This is a genomic window from Fertoeibacter niger, assembly GCF_009380135.2.
Taxonomy (GTDB): domain Bacteria; phylum Pseudomonadota; class Alphaproteobacteria; order Rhodobacterales; family Rhodobacteraceae; genus Fertoeibacter; species Fertoeibacter niger.
In genome coordinates this window covers 181,338-197,628 of sequence record NZ_WHUT02000005.1, presented here as the reverse complement: position 1 = coordinate 197,628, position 16,291 = coordinate 181,338, and the positions used below count along the sequence as shown (strand labels likewise).

The 16,291-nt window shown below is 65.1% G+C and carries 23 protein-coding genes; 5 read left to right on the top strand and 18 right to left on the bottom strand.

What is annotated here, in order from left to right; genetic code table 11:
- The first annotated feature begins 45 nt into the window (after positions 1–45).
- The 3 genes from GEU84_RS10530 (at position 46) to GEU84_RS10520 (ending at position 2,556) form a co-directional block, all read left to right on the top strand.
- Positions 46–912 carry a methylated-DNA--[protein]-cysteine S-methyltransferase gene (locus GEU84_RS10530; protein WP_152826195.1) on the top strand — a complete coding sequence of 289 codons (867 nt, stop codon included), beginning with the start codon at positions 46–48 and terminating at the stop codon, positions 910–912.
- A 122-nt stretch (positions 913–1,034) separates the two neighbouring features.
- On the top strand, positions 1,035–1,688 hold the full coding sequence (locus GEU84_RS10525; protein ID WP_152826194.1) for a YiaD family glycine zipper/OmpA-like lipoprotein: 654 nt from the start codon (positions 1,035–1,037) through the stop codon (positions 1,686–1,688).
- A gap of 100 nt (positions 1,689–1,788) precedes the next feature.
- Positions 1,789–2,556 (top strand): FadR/GntR family transcriptional regulator, encoded by a 768-nt coding sequence (locus tag GEU84_RS10520; RefSeq protein ID WP_152826191.1) that lies wholly within the window; start codon positions 1,789–1,791, stop codon positions 2,554–2,556.
- A gap of 145 nt (positions 2,557–2,701) precedes the next feature.
- On the opposite strand, the gene GEU84_RS10515 is transcribed toward GEU84_RS10520, so the two are convergent.
- From GEU84_RS10515 to GEU84_RS10495, 5 genes are all read right to left on the bottom strand, one after another.
- Positions 2,702–3,256, bottom strand: coding sequence for a F0F1 ATP synthase subunit B (locus GEU84_RS10515; RefSeq protein WP_152826189.1), 555 nt, complete (start codon positions 3,254–3,256; stop codon positions 2,702–2,704).
- Positions 3,257–3,260: 4 nt separating this feature from the next.
- Complete coding sequence (locus tag GEU84_RS10510) at positions 3,261–3,791, bottom strand: F0F1 ATP synthase subunit B' (protein WP_152826187.1); 531 nt, start codon at positions 3,789–3,791, stop codon at positions 3,261–3,263.
- Between the two features lie 78 nt (positions 3,792–3,869).
- Positions 3,870–4,106, bottom strand: a complete 237-nt coding sequence (locus GEU84_RS10505) for a F0F1 ATP synthase subunit C (protein ID WP_152826185.1) — start codon at positions 4,104–4,106, stop codon at positions 3,870–3,872.
- Positions 4,107–4,153: 47 nt separating this feature from the next.
- A complete protein-coding gene (locus tag GEU84_RS10500; RefSeq protein ID WP_174539764.1) occupies positions 4,154–4,906 on the bottom strand; it encodes a F0F1 ATP synthase subunit A in 753 nt (250 codons plus the stop codon).
- 3 nt (positions 4,907–4,909) lie between these two features.
- A complete protein-coding gene (locus GEU84_RS10495) occupies positions 4,910–5,245 on the bottom strand; it encodes an AtpZ/AtpI family protein (protein WP_152826183.1) in 336 nt (111 codons plus the stop codon).
- A gap of 216 nt (positions 5,246–5,461) precedes the next feature.
- Here GEU84_RS10495 and GEU84_RS10490 point away from each other — a divergent pair, with 216 nt between their 5' ends.
- Positions 5,462–5,806, top strand: a complete 345-nt coding sequence (locus GEU84_RS10490) for an ArsR/SmtB family transcription factor (protein ID WP_152826181.1) — start codon at positions 5,462–5,464, stop codon at positions 5,804–5,806.
- A 76-nt stretch (positions 5,807–5,882) separates the two neighbouring features.
- On the opposite strand, the gene GEU84_RS10485 is transcribed toward GEU84_RS10490, so the two are convergent.
- Together GEU84_RS10485 and GEU84_RS10480 are read right to left on the bottom strand one after the other, a co-directional pair.
- On the bottom strand, positions 5,883–7,391 hold the full coding sequence (locus GEU84_RS10485; RefSeq protein ID WP_152826179.1) for a malonate--CoA ligase: 1,509 nt from the start codon (positions 7,389–7,391) through the stop codon (positions 5,883–5,885).
- Positions 7,392–7,458: 67 nt separating this feature from the next.
- On the bottom strand, positions 7,459–8,268 hold the full coding sequence (locus GEU84_RS10480; protein WP_152826177.1) for a division plane positioning ATPase MipZ: 810 nt from the start codon (positions 8,266–8,268) through the stop codon (positions 7,459–7,461).
- Between the two features lie 136 nt (positions 8,269–8,404).
- Between GEU84_RS10480 and GEU84_RS10475 the strand changes: the two genes are divergently transcribed.
- Positions 8,405–9,001, top strand: a complete 597-nt coding sequence (locus GEU84_RS10475) for a rhomboid family intramembrane serine protease (protein WP_174539763.1) — start codon at positions 8,405–8,407, stop codon at positions 8,999–9,001.
- Between the two features lie 46 nt (positions 9,002–9,047).
- Here GEU84_RS10475 and rpmE read toward each other — a convergent pair whose 3' ends face one another.
- The 11 genes from rpmE to ffh form a co-directional block, all read right to left on the bottom strand.
- The gene (gene rpmE / locus GEU84_RS10470; RefSeq protein WP_152826173.1) at positions 9,048–9,269 is read right to left on the bottom strand and encodes a 50S ribosomal protein L31; all 222 of its coding nucleotides are present in this window, start codon (positions 9,267–9,269) and stop codon (positions 9,048–9,050) included.
- A gap of 11 nt (positions 9,270–9,280) precedes the next feature.
- Positions 9,281–9,670 (bottom strand): 50S ribosomal protein L19, encoded by a 390-nt coding sequence (gene rplS / locus GEU84_RS10465; RefSeq protein WP_152826171.1) that lies wholly within the window; start codon positions 9,668–9,670, stop codon positions 9,281–9,283.
- A 48-nt stretch (positions 9,671–9,718) separates the two neighbouring features.
- Entirely contained in the window at positions 9,719–10,555 is an 837-nt protein-coding gene (gene trmD / locus GEU84_RS10460) for a tRNA (guanosine(37)-N1)-methyltransferase TrmD (protein ID WP_152826169.1), read from the bottom strand.
- Between the two features lie 153 nt (positions 10,556–10,708).
- A complete protein-coding gene (locus GEU84_RS10455) occupies positions 10,709–11,644 on the bottom strand; it encodes a hypothetical protein (RefSeq protein WP_152826167.1) in 936 nt (311 codons plus the stop codon).
- A gap of 60 nt (positions 11,645–11,704) precedes the next feature.
- Positions 11,705–12,217, bottom strand: coding sequence for a ribosome maturation factor RimM (rimM, locus tag GEU84_RS10450; protein WP_152826165.1), 513 nt, complete (start codon positions 12,215–12,217; stop codon positions 11,705–11,707).
- The gene (gene bluB, locus GEU84_RS10445) at positions 12,217–12,801 is read right to left on the bottom strand and encodes a 5,6-dimethylbenzimidazole synthase (protein ID WP_241427653.1); all 585 of its coding nucleotides are present in this window, start codon (positions 12,799–12,801) and stop codon (positions 12,217–12,219) included. The genes rimM and bluB overlap by 1 nt, the downstream gene beginning before the upstream one ends.
- A 59-nt stretch (positions 12,802–12,860) precedes the next feature.
- Complete coding sequence (rpsP, locus tag GEU84_RS10440) at positions 12,861–13,217, bottom strand: 30S ribosomal protein S16 (protein WP_152826161.1); 357 nt, start codon at positions 13,215–13,217, stop codon at positions 12,861–12,863.
- A 40-nt stretch (positions 13,218–13,257) separates the two neighbouring features.
- Complete coding sequence (locus GEU84_RS10435; protein ID WP_152826159.1) at positions 13,258–13,554, bottom strand: chorismate mutase; 297 nt, start codon at positions 13,552–13,554, stop codon at positions 13,258–13,260.
- Between the two features lie 79 nt (positions 13,555–13,633).
- Positions 13,634–14,167: a GNAT family N-acetyltransferase gene (locus GEU84_RS10430; protein WP_152826157.1), complete on the bottom strand. Its 534-nt coding sequence runs from the start codon at positions 14,165–14,167 to the stop codon at positions 13,634–13,636.
- Entirely contained in the window at positions 14,164–14,682 is a 519-nt protein-coding gene (locus GEU84_RS10425; protein ID WP_152826155.1) for a GNAT family N-acetyltransferase, read from the bottom strand. The genes GEU84_RS10430 and GEU84_RS10425 overlap by 4 nt, the downstream gene beginning before the upstream one ends.
- Positions 14,679–16,184: a signal recognition particle protein gene (ffh, locus tag GEU84_RS10420; RefSeq protein WP_152826154.1), complete on the bottom strand. Its 1,506-nt coding sequence runs from the start codon at positions 16,182–16,184 to the stop codon at positions 14,679–14,681. The genes GEU84_RS10425 and ffh overlap by 4 nt, the downstream gene beginning before the upstream one ends.
- Positions 16,185–16,291: the final 107 nt, after the last annotated feature.

Below are 16,291 nucleotides of genomic sequence, written 5' to 3'. Positions count from 1 at the left end.
GGCACCGGGCCGCAGCGGCTATCTTGCTGCCAAAGGAGCCGCAACATGCCCGACGATGCCCAAAGCCTGACCGAAGCCCGCCCAGCCTATCATTACGCGGTGATCGCCCGCGCGCTGGATCTGATCGACAAGGGCGGCCCCGGCCTGACGCTGGATGCGCTGGCGGGCCAGATGGGGATGAGCGCGGCGCATTTCCAGCGGGTGTTCTCGCAATGGGTGGGGGTCAGCCCGAAACGCTATCAGCAATATCTGACGCTGGATCACGCCCGCCGCCTGTTGGCCGAACGCTTTACCGTGCTGGACACGGCGCTGAACACCGGCCTGTCTGGCGGCGGGCGGCTGCATGACCTGTTCCTGCGGTGGGAGGCGATGAGCCCGGGTGACTATGCGCAGGGCGGGGCGGGGCTGGTGATCCGCTGGGGGCTGTTCCCCTCGCCCTTCGGCGAGGCGCTGGTGATGGCCACCGACCGGGGCATCTGCGGCATGGCCTTTACCGGCGAAACCGGGTTTGACGCGGCCATGGCCGACATGCGGGGCCGCTGGCCGGCCGCGACCTACCTTCAGGATGCTGCGGCTGTCGAACCGCTGGTTGCAGCCGCCTTTGGCGGGCAGGGCGAGACACGCCTGCACATGATCGGCGCACCATTCCAGATCAAGGTGTGGGAGGCGCTGCTGCGCGTGCCCTCGGGCCATGTCACCACCTATTCCGAAATCGCGGGCAGCATCGGCCACAGCAAGGCCGTGCGTGCCGTGGGCACGGCGGTGGGGCGCAACCCGGTCAGCTGGCTGATCCCCTGCCACCGCGCCCTGCGCAAATCGGGCGGCCTTGGCGGCTATCACTGGGGCCTGCCGGTCAAGCGCGCCATGCTGGCATGGGAAGCGGCGCGCGGCGACGCCTCGGCACCGATGTAACCTCACAGCGCCGTGATGGGCGGGAACCTGCGCATCGCAACGCGGAACTTTCGGGCCACGCGCGGCGTTGGTATAAGAAGCTGCGCACCATTCGGGCGCCAACGACATCACGAGGCGGCACCATGACATTCAAGACTCCCCTGACCCTTTCCCTCTTGGGCGCGCTGGCACTGGCCGGTTGCGTCGATCCGCAATCCCCCACCGCAGGCGACCGCCCGCGCGCGCAGAACGGCGCTGTGGCGGGTGCGGTGCTGGGCGGCCTTCTGGGCGCATCCTCGGGCGATGACAAACTGGTCAAGGCCGTGGTGGGTGCCGGGATCGGCGCGGCCATCGGCGGGGCCATCGGCGCCACGCTGGACAAACAGGCCGCCGACCTGCGCAGCAGCATCGGCAACGATCAGGTCACTGTGACCAACACCGGGTCGGAACTGGTCGTGCGCATGCCGCAGGACATCCTGTTTGCCGTTGACAGCGCGGCCCTGCGCCCCGATCTGGCCCGCGACATCCAGGCCGTTTCCCGCAACCTGCTGGATTACCCGAACAGCACGATCCAGATCGTCGGCCATACCGACAATACGGGTGAGGCCGCCTATAACCAGGATCTGTCGGAACGCCGCGCACTGGCCGTCGCCGCCGCCCTGCGCAGCAGCGGCGTGCCTGCTGGCCGGGTGCAGGCCTTCGGCTCGGGTGAAAACCAGCCCATCGCATCGAACCTGACGCCCGAAGGCCGCGCGCAGAACCGCCGCGTGGATATAATCATCCGCCCGACGAACTGATACCGCCAAGACGGTTGTGAAAGGGCAGGCCCCGGGCCTGCCCTTTTCTGTTGAGCATCCGGTGCCGTGGTCATAGAATCTGACCAATCGGGGGAACGCGATGCCATTCCAGAAAGTGCAGACAGAAAAGCTGTCGCAGACCGTGACGCGGCAGATAGAATTGCTGATCCTGCGCGGCATCCTGCGCCCCGGCGAACGCCTGCCCGCCGAACGTGATCTGGCCGACCGGCTGGGCGTGTCGCGCCCCAGCCTGCGCGATGCCGTAGCCGCGTTGCAGGATCAGGGCCTGCTGGCCAGCCGCCCGGGTGCGGGCGTCTATGTGGCCGAGGTGCTGGGGTCGGCCTTTGCCCCCGCGCTGATCCAGTTGTTCGCAAGCCATGACGAGGCGGTGTTCGACTATATCGCCTTTCGCCGCGACATGGAGGGGCTGGCGGCGGAACGCGCGGCGCGGATGGGGTCGGATACCGATCTGAAGGTGGTCGATGCGATATTCCGCAAGATGGAACTGGCGCATGGCAAGCGTGACCCGTCGGACGAGGCCGCACTGGACGCCGCATTTCACATGGCGATCATCGAGGCCAGCCACAACGTCGTCATGCTGCACATGATGCGGTCCATGTATGACCTGCTGCGCGAAGGGGTGTTCTACAACCGGCAGATGATGTTCCGCCAGCGCACCACCCGCGAATTGCTGCTGGACCAGCACCGCAACATCAACAGCGCCCTGCAAGCCCGCGATCCCGGTGCGGCAAGGGCGGCGGTGGAGGCTCATATGACCTATGTGGAACAGGCCCTGACCGAAAGCCTGCGCGCCGCACGCAACGAGGCCATCGCACAACAGCGGCTGGAGCATGAACAAAACCGCTGACATGCAAGCACAGTCGGCACCAAATTTCTTGGAAGAAATTTGAGAAAAATCCTAAGGAGGATTTTTGGATGTGGCGCTGCAAAAGCTCTCGCCAAAAAGAAAAAACCCGGCGCAAGGCCGGGTTTCATCCACATTCAGTCAAACTTCAGTGCAGCTTGGCATCCACCTGACCGATGGCCGCATCAATCGACGCTGCCGCCGCCTCTGCCGTCATCTGCCGCTTCAACACATCACCCGCCGCAGCCACAGCCACGGCCACGGCCTGTTCGCGCACCGCGCGCACTGCCGATGCCTGGGCCGATGCGATCTGATCCTCCGCCGCCGCCATGCGCCGCGCGATCGACAGTTTCAGATCGGCTTTCGCCTGTTCCGCAGCCGCCATCGCCTCGTCACGCGCATTGGCAACGATACGGTCAGACTGTTCCTGCACGTCTTTCTGCTTGCGCTCGTAAGAGGCCAGAATGGTCTTGGCCTCTTCCCGCAGCGCACGAGCCTCGTCCAGATCGGCACGGATCTGGCGCGCGCGCGCGTCCAGCAGGCCGGTGATCTTGCCCGGAACGCCGGCATAAAGCAGGATGCCGACAAAGATCAGAAAGGCGATCAGCACGATGAAGTTCGTGTTGGCCAGCGAGACAAACGGCCCCTCGGCCGCAAGCGCGGGCGAGGCCGCAAGCATCGCCAGAATGGTCAGCTTTTTCATTGCCTTACCCTTTCAGCCGTGCGGAAACAGCATCGGTCACGGTTGCCGTGTCGGCATGACCGCCGAAAGCCGCCACGATATCCGCCGCCGCCTCGTTCGCCACTAGCGTCACGTTCTCCAGCGCGGTTGCGCGGATTTCACCGATCAGCCGCTCCGATTCCGCCGCCTTCGCGCCGATCTCGGCATCGGCCTTGGCAATTTCCACGTCAAGATTTGCCTGAATGGCTGCCTTGGCCTCGGCCACGATCTTGGCCGCCTCGGCGCGGGCCCGTGCCAGCGCGTCGTTATAGGCCTTTTCGGCCTGCACGGCCTTTTGCTTCAGCTCTTCCGCAGCGGCCAGATCATTGGTGATCGTTCCCTTGCGTTCGGCCAGCACCGCCCCGATGCGCGGCAAGGCCACCCGGGTCAGGATCAGATAGATGACGACCAGCGTGACCAGAAGCCAGAAGATCTGGTTCGGGAAGGTCGTGATGTCCAGTTGCGGCATGCCTGCGGATTCAGCCCCGCCCGCCACTTCTTGCGTTTCGGTCGCCATATCGCTCTCCTGCGGGCCTCAAAGACTTGGCCGGACGGGCAAAAACCCCTCCGGCCGAAAGCTCATCCACCGTCAGGATCAGACGGCGAACATCAGCAGAAGGGCGATCAGGAACGAGAAGATGCCCAGTGCTTCGGCAAAAGCGATGCCGACGAACAGGTTGGCAGTCTGGCCGGGGGCAGCCGACGGGTTGCGCAGAGCACCGGCAAGGAAGTTTGCCGCGATGTTGCCCACACCGATACCAGCGCCGCCCAGACCGAAAGCGGCCAGACCTGCACCGATGTATTTGCCCATTTCTGCGATATCGCCTTCCATTGTCGTGCTCCTATTGGTTGGAATGGCTGAGAGGGATAGACCGACCGTCAGTGATGTGCGCCGCCCACGGCGTCACGCAGATACACACAGGTCAGAATGGTGAAAACATAGGCCTGAACCACGGCCACGAGCAGTTCCAGCCCGTAGATCGCGGTGACAGCACCGATAGCCACGGGCGACAGGATCGCCATCGAGGCAAAGCCCGCGAACACCTTGATCACGGCATGGCCGGCCATCAGGTTGCCCGCAAGACGGATGGAATGGCTGACCGGGCGGACAAAGTAGGAAATCACCTCGATCACCGCAAGCACGGGCCGCAGCGCCAGCGGTGCCGATGTGACCCAGAACATGCCCAGAAAGCCCACGCCGTTCTTGATGAACCCCAGCACGGTCACGCCCACGAACACCAGCAGCGCCAGCGTCACCGTCACGGCAACATGGCTGGTGGTGGTGAAGGACATCGGCAGCAGGCCCAAGAGGTTGGCGAACAGGATGAACAGGAACAGCGTCATGACATAGGGAAAATATTTCACCCCGTCATGGCCAGTGACTTCCTCCACCATGTTGTAGACAAAGCCGTAAAGCAGTTCGGCCACCGACTGGCTGCGCGAGGGCACGATGGCCCGGCGGCTGGTGCCCAGCACAAGAAGTGCGGCAATCGCCAGAACCGTCAGCGCCAGCCACAGCGTCACGTTGGTGACGGTATACCACTGCACGGGACCGTCGCCGAACAACGGCTTGACGATGAACTGATCCATCGGATGAATCGCAAATCCGCCGGTTTCCGCTTCCGTTGCCACGCCTCAGTCCCCTTCACCCGCTGCGGGCTTGCCCGCTGTCTTGTCCTGTTCCGCCGCCATCTGCCGGGCGGTGCCCAGCATGGTCTTTACCCCGGCGCCGAAGCCCAGCATGGCGAAAATCACCAGAAAGATGGGCAACGTGCCGAACACCCAGTCCAACCCGTATCCGATCGACAGGCCCAGCAACATGCCGGTCACCAGTTCGATCACCATCCGCCAGCCAACTTCGCCCTGCGAAAATCCCTTGCCCGTCTCGGTCCGCACCTTTGCCGTGCCCTTCACCCGCGAAATCCGCGCACCCAGCGCGCGAAGCCGTTCAGGATCGGGGTCATCCGACATCAGGATTGGTCCCTTCAACAGTCGTGGGATACCTACGCAGCAGCGGGCGCGGAGTCAAGCAAGGATGTGGCCGCAAGTATGGCTCTCAAGCCATTGAAAACATGATACATTGTTTAGCCTTGCCCGCCAGCATCAGCGGCGCGCGCTCTGCCCGTCACCGCCGCATATTCAACCCCGCGGTTGACGATCACGGTGCATCCCGGCACAACGGACCACATGACAGACCCGCTCGACACCACATTCGCCGCCCTTGCCGACCCCACGCGCCGCGCCATACTGGCGATGCTGCTGGAGGATGATATGGCCGTGACCGATGTCGCGGCACCATTCGCCATGTCGCTGGCGGGTATTTCCAAGCACCTCCAGGTCTTGGCCGAGGCTGGCCTGATCACCCAGGAAAAGCGCGGCCGGGTGAACTGGTGCAAGCTGGAGCCTGACGCCCTGCGCGCCGCTTCGGTCTGGATGCAGGGCTTCGGCCAGTTCGAGCCGGTGCATCTGGAGGCGTTCGAGCGGTTCCTTGCGGCGGAACTGGCCGACGACAGCGTGCCGCCCGCCCCCTAGATTCTGCCCTTTCGGCCCGCTCTTTCCAGATCAAAATATCCCACGGGGGTCCGGGGGTGTGAAACCCCCGGCGCGTTCAACCGGCGAACCAGCCGCTATACTGCGCGCGCAGCACATTCTTTTGCACCTTGCCCATGGCGTTGCGCGGCAGGTCATCCACCACCACCGCCGCCTTGGGCTGCTTGAACCGGGCCAGCCGGTCGCGGATCGTGTCCAGCGCAGCCCCGGCGTCCAGCGCCGCACCCTTCTGCGCCACCAGCACGGCAAACACCGCCTCGCCGAAATCCGGGTGCGGCAGGCCGATCACGGCGCTTTCCACCACGCCCGGCACGGCATCCAGCAGCAGCTCCACCTCTTTGGGATAGATGTTGAACCCGCCCGAGATCACCAGATCCTTCTGCCGCCCGACGATCTGCACATAGCCTTCGCCGTCCACCCGGCCCAGATCGCCGGTGATGAACCAGCCATCGGGGCGCAGCTCTTCCGCCGTCTTTTCCGGCATCTGCCAATAGCCTTGAAACACGTTCGGTCCGCGCACCTCGATCATTCCCACGTCGCCCGGCACCACCTCGGCCCCGTCCGCCATGATCCGCAATTCCACCCCCGGCAGCGGAAAACCCACGGTCCCGGCCCGACGATCACCGTCATAGGGGTTGGAGGTGTTCATGTTGGTTTCCGTCATGCCATAGCGTTCCAGAATCCGGTGGCCGGTGCGGGCAGCGAACGCCGCATGCGTTTCGGCCAAGAGTGGCGCAGAGCCTGACACGAACAGCCGCATATGCGCCACAAGCGCCCGGTCGAACCGGGCATCCTCCAGCAGGCGGGTGTAGAATGTGGGCACCCCCATCATCGCCGTGGCCTGCGGCAGCAGGTTCAGCACGGACTCCAGATCGAAACCGGGCAAAAAGATCATCGCCCCGCCGGTCAGCAGCACGGTGTTGCTGGCCACGAACAACCCGTGGGTGTGAAACACCGGCAGCGCGTGCAGCAGCACATCACCGGCGGTGAAACGCCACAGTTCGGCCAGAACCCCGGCATTCGACAACAGGTTGCCATGGCTCAGCATCGCGCCCTTTGACCGGCCCGTGGTCCCCGAGGTGTAAAGCAGTGCCGCAAGATCATCCGGGCCGCGATCCGCCGCCGTGATGTGATCGGGCATCGCTGCCGCCAAATCGGCCAGATCCCCCGATCCGCCCGCATCCATGGTCAGCAGGTGCGCGCCGTGGCGGTCGCAGACCGGTTGAAGCGCGCGCGCCCGGGCCGGGTCGCACAGGAACAGCCGCGGCGTGGCATCGCCGATGAAATAATCCACCTCTTCAGCGGTATAGGCGGTGTTCAGCGGCAGGAACACCGCCCCCAGCGCCAGTGCCGCGCCATAGGTCGCAAGGGCAGCGGGTGATTTGGCCACCTGCACCGCGATGCGGTCGCCTGCCCCCAGCCCCGAAGCGCGCAGCGCATGGGCCTGCCGCGCCAGCATGCAGTAAAACGCATCGCCGCTGATCCGCTGCCCATCGGGCAGGGTCAGCAGACTGGTCTGGCGGCCCTGCAAGGGCGCGAACAGGGCGTCGAACAAAGTGTTAGGCATGGCATCCCCTCCCATTGGCCCAGTGATGGCACGGGGAAAGGGGCAGGCTCAAGCCCCGCTGCGGCGCTCAGAAATTCGGCACGACACCCGGCAGTTTCAGCTCGGTCATCAGATCGCGCACCTCTTGCCGCGCGGCGATGTTTGAAAGGTTCAACCCCTCGACCCCGGTATCCTTCAGATCCAGCAGCGTCAGCCCGCGCGGGAACAATTCGCGGAAGATCACCCGTTCGGAAAAGCCGGGGGCAACGCGGAAACCAATGCGTTTCGACAAATCTTCCAGCGCCGCGCCAACCTTTTTCTTGTTGTGCATCTGCTGGGCACCCAGCCGGTTGCGCAGCACGATCCAGTCGATCGGCTTCAGCCCCGCCTGCGCCCGCAACTGCCGCGCGTTCCAGACCATTTCGGAATAGATCGAGGGGCCCTTGACCTTGTTCGTCTCGGGGTCCACCCGCGCCAGCAGGTCAAAGTCGATGAAACTGTCGTTCAGCGGGGTGATCAGCGTGTCGGCCAGACTGTGCGCCACCTGTGACAGCCGGGTGTGCGACCCGGGGCAGTCGATCACGATGAAATCCGACACAGGCTCCAGCGCCGCCACGGCCAAGGACAGGCGGTGGTCAAAGGCATTCTCGCCCGCGGCCAGCGCGCCGGGTTCCACCTCGGGCAGGTCGCGGTAGTCGGGGGTGGGCAGGGTCAGGCCCGAACGCTCCAGATAGGCGCGGCGGTTTTCGATATACCGCCCGAAGCTTTTCTGCCGCAGGTCCAGATCCAGCGCGCCCACGCGAAACCCCAGCCGCGCCAGCGCCGTGCCCACATGCATGCAGGTGGTCGATTTCCCCGACCCGCCCTTTTCGTTGCCCACGATGATGATATGCGCCATGGCACCCTTTCCGCAAAATCCGGTGGCCATCCCCGGCCTGTCAGTCCGGTTCATGGCAAGGTCGCAGGGATTTGGGAAGGGCTTGACAGCGGAATTCTGCGCGGGTGCTGTTGCCTTGAACCGAAGGAGGGTGCCGATGCTGCGCTACGTGCCATTGGCGGTGATTGTTCTGGCCTGCATCGGCCTGCATGAAGGCCTGTCGGCGATGGAAGGCTGGTCGCGCGAATGGCGCAAACTGGCCTGGACCATCGCGGGCGGTGGCAAGTTCTGGGTCGTGCTGCTGGCCGAAGGCGAGGAGATTTATCCGATGCAGCGCGTCCTGATGTTCTGGACGCATGGCTTTGTGCATGTCAGCCGGGCGCATCTGTGGGTGAACCTGCTGTTTCTGGTGCCGCTGGGTGCCTATGCTATCCGGTCGGTCGGGCCGTGGCGGTTCTTGGCCCTGTATCTGGCGGGCATGCCGCTGGCCGCACTGGGCTATGCGCTGCTGGTGGATGACCCCTATGCCACGATGCTGGGGGCGTCGGGCGGTATCTATGTGCTGGGCGGTGCGGCACTGGTCTGGCTGTGGCAGGACACGCGGGCGATTGCGGCCCCGCTGCTGTGGCTGGCGGTGATGCTGGCAACCAATGCGCTGTTCTGGTGGCTGACGGCGGGCAAGTTCGCGTGGGAGCTGCATCTGGCCGGTGTGGTGGTGGGCCTGGCCATGGCCCCGCTGCTGCGCCGGACATGAAAACGCCGCCCGGTGGGGCGGCGTTTTGCAAGCGCGGCAGTCGGGATCAGAAACCCAGACCGGCGTATTTGTTCTTGAACTTCGACACACGGCCGCCGGTGTCCATCAGTTTGGCGGTGCCGCCGGTCCAGGCCGGGTGCACGCTGGGGTCGATGTCCAGCGCCATCTGGTCGCCGGCCTTGCCCCAGGTGGTCCGGGTCTGGAACACGGTGCCGTCGGTCATTTTCACGTCGATCATGTGATAATCGGGGTGGATGTCTTTTCTCATCGGTCCGGTCCTTACGCGCTGGCGCCAGAAGTGGTTTTGGCCTTGTAGGTCGTGTCTTCGGCGATCCGGGCGGATTTGCCGCGACGGGTGCGCAGGTAATACAGTTTCGCGCGGCGCACGCGGCCACGGCGCACAACCTCGATGCTGTCGATGTTGGTGGAATACAACGGGAAAACCCGCTCCACACCCTCGCCGAACGAGATTTTGCGCACGGTGAACGAGGCGGAAATGGTCGCCCCGCCCTTGCGGCTGATGCAGACGCCTTCATAGGCCTGCACGCGCGAACGGGTGCCTTCGGTCACTTTGTAGCCGACTTTCACGGTATCGCCGGCCTTGAAATCCGGGATGGTCTTGCCAAGCGCGGCAATCTGCTCGGCTTCGATCTGTGCGATCAGGTTCATCGCATGTCCTTTGCTATGCTCAGGGTTTGCCCCCGAAATGATGCCGCCTCAGAGCTCTCGGTCTTCATTCGGATCCCTATCGTGCGTGGCACAATACGTCCGCCAGAGGTCAGGCCTGCGTTCTTTTGTCAGCCTTTCGGCCATGGCCCGCCGCCAGGAGGCGATATGCGCGTGATGGCCCGACTGAAGCACTTCGGGTATCGCGCGTCCCTGCCAGACTGCGGGTTTCGTAAACTGCGGAAACTCCAATAGCCCATCCGAGAAGGATTCCTCCTCGGTGGACACATGATTCCCAAGCACGCGGGGTATAAGCCTGACCGTGGCGTCAATCAAGGCCTGTGCGGCAATCTCGCCCCCGGTCAGGACAAAATCGCCCAACGACACTTCCTCAATGCCGTAATGGTCGATCACCCGCTGGTCCACGCCTTCAAACCGACCACAAAGCAGGGTCAGGCCCTTGGCCTGCGCCCATTGTTGCGCCTTGGCCTGAGTGAAGGGCGCGCCCCGCGGCGACAGGTAGACCACCGGCCATTGCGCGCGGTCATCCGGTGTGCCCTCTGCCGCGTGGTCCAAGGCGCGGGCCACCACATCGGCGCGCAGCACCATGCCCGCACCGCCGCCCGCTGGGTTGTCATCCACATTGCGGTGCCGCCCTTCGCCGAAGGGCCGCAGGTCGATAGGCTCCAGCTCCCAAAGCCCCATCTCCAGCGCCTTGCCGGTCAACGAAAGGCCCAGCGTGCCCGGAAAAGCATCGGGAAACAGCGTGATGACCTTGGCCCGCCAAGCGTCTTTCACCCGCACATCCGCCATCAGGTCACGCGGTTTCACCGAGGCTGAAATGCTCAGCCGGCCATGGGATTTGGATATTGCGGGTTCATCACTCATGGGGCGGGGGTGTAGCGGGATTTGCGGGCGGGGAGAAGGGGGCAGCGGGCACGCTCATCCCTTCCTTGCGGGCGGTTTTCGCTGACGGCAAGGCGATGGCTGACCCGGGGAAAAGATGAGCGGCGGGTTTTTCAAGGCGGCACCCGGACGGACCTATGCCCCGGTGTGGCCGCCGACTGTCATGCTGTTGGAATCGTCGTCGCGCAGATGCTCGGGCGTTGCCTGCACGATGGCGTCCGCCATGGCGCGCAGGGCCGCGTTCAGCGCGGGGTCGTTCTTGTCATCCATTGCAAAGTGAAGTTCCTTGTAATCGGGGAAATCCGCCCACAATTCGGGATGCGCCACGATCAGCGGATGCGCGCGGCGCAGGAACAGCCAGGTCAGCGCGGGGTCAAGCCAGGTGACGCTGAACGCATCCTCGGGCAGTTCGCGGCCCCTTTGCGCCAACACCCGTGCCGGATCGGTGGACCACAGGATCAGCCCGCGCCGCCCCGCATGGGCAGCGGGGCCGCCATTGTCCAGCGCCGCGATCAGCGCGTCCATCACCGGATAGTCCATCTCTTTCAGGGCGTTGATGGCAGCCTCGGCCTCGGCGTCGCTGGTGTCGGGGGGCAGGGCCAGGATGCGGGCGGTGGCGGCGTCCAGCCATTCGGGGTTGCGGGGGCGGTCGGCGGGGTTGCTGATCTGGCGGATGGCATCATCCAGAAACTGATCCAGCTCCGCCGCCTTCCACGGATCCCAGACCAGCCGCGAGAGCGGGATCGACAGGAAGGACACGGCAATGGGCAGCATCATCGGAAAGGGTGGCAAAAACCCCAGAACCCCGCCGATGCCGCGCCCGATGCCGAAACACACTGCCACCAGCAACACCTGCACCAGCGCCTGCGTGACGGCGACCACCGCCACCTGCACTGTCCAGTCCGCCGGGCGGCGCGGCCATTGATGCGGGCGCAACACGATCAGCCACAGCACGAAGATCAGCGTGAACACCGGCACCACGGCCCAGCCAAAGCCGCCAAGGCCCGCCAGCAGCGGCCCCAGATACAGCAGGGCCGTCGCGCCCATCAGCAGCCTGAGTTTGCTTTTCATCCGTCGCCCCGTTTCACCTGCCCGGCCATGGTGCCGCCCGTGCAACGGCGGCGCAAGGGGTCAGTCCAGCCCTTCGGGCAGGTCGGCCACGATGCGGCCCGCCGCCAGATCGACCGTCGGCACGATGGCGCGGGTGAAGGGCAGCAGCAGCGAATCCTTCATGCCCGGGCCCATGATCTCCAGCAGGTCTGTGGCACCGTGGTTGTGCACGGCCAGCACCTTGCCGATCATGGCCCCGCCGGTATCACGCACCTCAAGCCCGATCAGATCGGCGTGGTAGAATTCGTCATCACCCAGGGACGGAAGCTTTTCCCTGCTGACATAAAGGCTTACACCCTTCAGCGCATCGGCCTGTTCCTTGGTGGTGACGCCCGACAGCCGTGCGCCAAGGCCGCCCGCCACCGGGCGGGTCAGCGTGACCTTGTAGCTGGTCGCACCATCCTCGGTCGTCAGCGGGCCGTAGTCGCCGATGGCCTCGGGCTCGGCGCAGAAGGATTTCAGCCGCACCTCGCCCTTTACCCCCCAGGAACCGGCAATGGCCCCGACACACAGGCGGTCAGCTTCCGTTGGCATCAGCGGGTCTCCATCCACAGGGCGGGGGCGCGGCTTTCCCAGCCGGCGCGTTCCAGTTCGGGGGTGTCGTGGCAGGCTTCGGGCCAGCCAAGGCACAGATAGCCGATCAGCCGCCAGTCGTCAGGTGCTTTCAGGTCTTGGGCCAGTTGCGGTGCATCGAGGATCGACACCCAGCCCAGCCCCAGCCCTTCGGCCCGCGCGGCCAGCCAGAGCAGGGTGATGGCCCCCACCACCGAATAGGCCCGGGTTTCGGGCATGCTGGCTGCACCCAGCCCCGCGCCCTTGGGCGTGGCCTCATCACAGAACACGGCCAGTTGCACCGGGGCCTCACGCAGGCCCGCGAGTTTCAGGCTGGCGTAAAGCGATGCCTTTTCATCGGCATATCTGGCAAGTGCGGAGGCATTCGCCGTCTCGAAATTTGCCAGAACGGCGGCGCGGGCGGCGGGGGATTCGACCCGGATCACCCGCCAGGGTTCGGACAGGCCGACCGAGGGGGCCAGCCCGAATGCGCAAAGGCAGCGGTCCAGAACCGCTGCCTCTACGGGGTCGGTGCGAAAGCGGCGCACGTCGCGCCGCCAGCGCATCAGGTCGGTCAGCTCGGCCCGGAAGGCTGCGGAGTAGCGGCCATCCAAAGCGCCGCGCCTTATTCCGCGTCGGCGGGGGCTGCGGCGCGGGCGGCCTTTTTCTTGGCCAGTTCGGTCATGCGCTTGCCGGGGACGGCGGCCTTGGGGTTGTTGCGAACCACTTTGGCCTTCAGACCGGCGGATTCCAGAAAACGTGCAACGCGATCAGTGGGTTGCGCGCCCTGGCCCAGCCAGTATTGCACACGCTCCACATCCATTTTCACGCGGTCTTCACTGTCTTTGGCCAGCAGCGGGTTATAGGTGCCCAGCTTTTCCAGAAAGCGGCCGTCGCGCGGCATGCGGCTGTCGGTTGCCACGATGGCATAGTGCGGACGCTTGTTCGAGCCGCCGCGGGCCAGACGGATTTTCATTGACATGGGGTAGTCTCCTTTAGGGTATGGATAGGGCAAGGCCCTGTTATTTTTGCAGGATTTCGTGATGCCTGATGACTTCGGAGATGATGAAGGTCAGGAATTTCTTGGCGAACTCGGGGTCGAGGTCAGCCTCTTGCGACAGCCATTCCAGCCGTTCGATCTGGCGGGCCTCGCGGTCGGGGTCGGAGGGCGGCAGGTCATGCTCGGCCTTCAGCCGCCCCACCGCCTGCGTCTGCTTGAAGCGTTCGGCAAGGGTGTAGACAAGGATCGCGTCCAGCCGGTCGATGCTGTCACGGTGGTCTTTCAGCAGGGCTGCGGCGCGGGTGGCGGCGTCGGTCATGCGGGGCTCCGGGGCGGTTTCGGGGGATGCACAACCGATGCACGGGGGATGCACATCGCATGCAGAGGGAAAGCGGCTTTCATGCCTGCCCTCCGGGTGCCGGGTGGCGGTAGACAAGGCAAGGCTTGCCCGGATCGGGCTGCAGCGCCGCCGGGTCAAGGCGTGCGCCCAGCCGTTCGGCCAGTGCGATGGACCGGGCATTCGCCGGGTCGATATAGCTGACGGCGGTGGTCCAGCCCAGATCGCGGAAGGCGTGGTCACGGGTGGCGGTGGCCGCCTCAAAGGCAAGGCCCTTGCCCTCGGCCTCGGGGTGCCAGAGGGTCCAGCCCAGTTCAGTCTCGGGCCAGTCCACCGGATGCCAGGGGCCGCACATGCCCAGCGGCGTGTCAGAGCCTGTTTCGTGGAACACGAAGGTGCCGTAGCCGCGCAGCACCCACATGCCGATGACATGGCAGAAGGCGCGCCAGGATTTATCCTCGTGGAGCGGGCCGCCCACGAAACGCGCCCGGTCGGATGCGGCAAAGTCGCGCCAGTGCGGCCAGTCGGCGGCCACCGGCGCGCGCAGGGTCAGGCGCGCGCTGTGCAGCACCGGGGTGGGTGCAAGGGCGATCATGCGGTGGCCTGCGGGCGGGGGTGGCGGAAGACCAGATCACCCTCGTCCCCCGGCTGGCGCGGGGCGTCGGGGTCAAGCGAGGCGCCCAGCCGTTTGGCCACGGCAGCCGAGGCGCGGTTGGGCGGATCGACATAGCTGACCATGGTGGTCAGCCCCAATGTGGCAAAGGCCCAGTCGCGCAGGGCGGTAGCCGCCTCGGTGGCATAGCCCTTGCCCTCGTGGCCATCGTAAAGGAACCAGCCCAGTTCAGGTTCGGGAAACAGCGGCCCGTGGCTGAGGCAGACACTGCCCACGGTTTCGCCCGTGGCGGTCAGGTCGATCATCAGACCACCATGGCCGAACAGCGCCCATTGCCCGGCATCGTGGCAGAACAGCGCCCAGGTGCCGAACGTGTCATAGGGGCCGCCCATATGCGCCGACCGGGGCGACGCCATGAAGGCGGCAAAGGCCGGATAATCGGCCATGCAAAGCGGGCGCAGCGTCAGGCGCGCGGTATGCAGGGTGGGGGCTGTCATTTCTTTTTCATCAGCCCCGACAGGCCTGCGGGCAGGGTCAGGCCCTTGGGCAGGCCGCCCATGCCACCCAGACCGGGGGGCAGCTTGCCCTTCATCGCCTCGGCGGCGGCGGCCATGGCGGCCGGGTCCATCTGGCCGGGGTCGGGCATGCCCCCACCTTTTCCGCCCATCATCTGTTTCAGGGCCTGCTTCATCATGCCGCCCTTGCCCATCTTCTTCATCATGTCGGCCATCTGGCGGTGCTGTTTGATCAGCTTGTTCAGATCGGCCACATCCAGCCCCGCGCCCTTGGCGATGCGCTTCTTGCGGCTCGCGGCCAGCAGGTCGGGGTTTGCGCGTTCCTTTTTGGTCATGGAATTGATCAGCGCGATCTGGTGGCGGAACATCTTGTCGTCAAACCCGGCCTCTTCGGCGGCTTTCGACATCTTGCCCATGCCCGGCATCATGCCCATCAGGCTTTGCATGCCGCCCATTTTCAGCATCTGTTCCAGCTGGCCCTTGAGGTCGTTCATGTTGAACAGCCCCTTCTGGAACCGCTTCATCATGCGTTCGGCCTGTTCGGCCTCGAAGGTTTCCTGCGCGCGTTCGACGAGGGCAACAATGTCGCCCATGCCGAGGATGCGGCCCGCGACGCGTTCCGGCTCGAAGGTTTCCAGCGCGTCCATCTTCTCGCCAAGGCCGACAAAGCGGATCGGCTTGCCGGTGACGGCGCGCATGGAAAGTGCAGCACCGCCGCGACCGTCGCCGTCCATCCGGGTAAGGACAACGCCGGTGATGCCGACCTTGCCGTCAAACTCGGTCGCCACATTCACCGCGTCCTGCCCGGTCAGGCCATCGACGACAAGCAGGGTTTCGCGCGGCTGTGCGATGTCGCGCACGGCCTGAACCTCGGCCATCAGCACTTCGTCGATGTGCAGGCGGCCGGCGGTATCCAGCATCAGCACGTCATAGCCGCCCATGGCGGCCTGCGTCTTGGCGCGGCGGGCGATCTGCACCGCCGTCTCACCCTTGACGATGGGGAGTGAGTCGACGCCGATCTGCAAGCCCAGGATGGCCAGCTGTTCCATCGCCGCCGGGCGGTTGGTATCGAGGCTGGCCAGCAGCACGCGCTTGCCCTGCTTTTCGTGCAGGCGTTTCGCCAGTTTGGCGGTGGTGGTGGTTTTCCCCGAGCCTTGCAGGCCGACCATCAGCAGGGTGGCGGGCGGGTTGTCGATCTTCAGCGCATCGGCCGGGCCGTCACCGCGCAGCACGGCAATCAGCTCGTCATGCACGATTTTCACGACCTGCTGGCCGGGGGTGATGGATTTGGTGACGGACTGGCCCGCCGCCTTGGCCTGCACCCGCGCCACGAAGTCGCGGGCCACAGGCAGGGATACGTCAGCCTCCAGCAATGCGGTGCGCACTTCGCGCAGCGCGGTGGCCACGTCGGCATCGGTCAGCGCGCCCTGCTTCGTCAGCCGGTCGAACACGCCGCCAAGGCGCTCTGACAGATTCTCGAACATGCCTGCTCCTTCGGCCTTGCTGCACCAGACCCCCGAGATAGAAAGGGCCAACCTAAACGACAACGGCACCCGTGGGCGCAACGCGCTGACGGATGGCGATCCCCGCA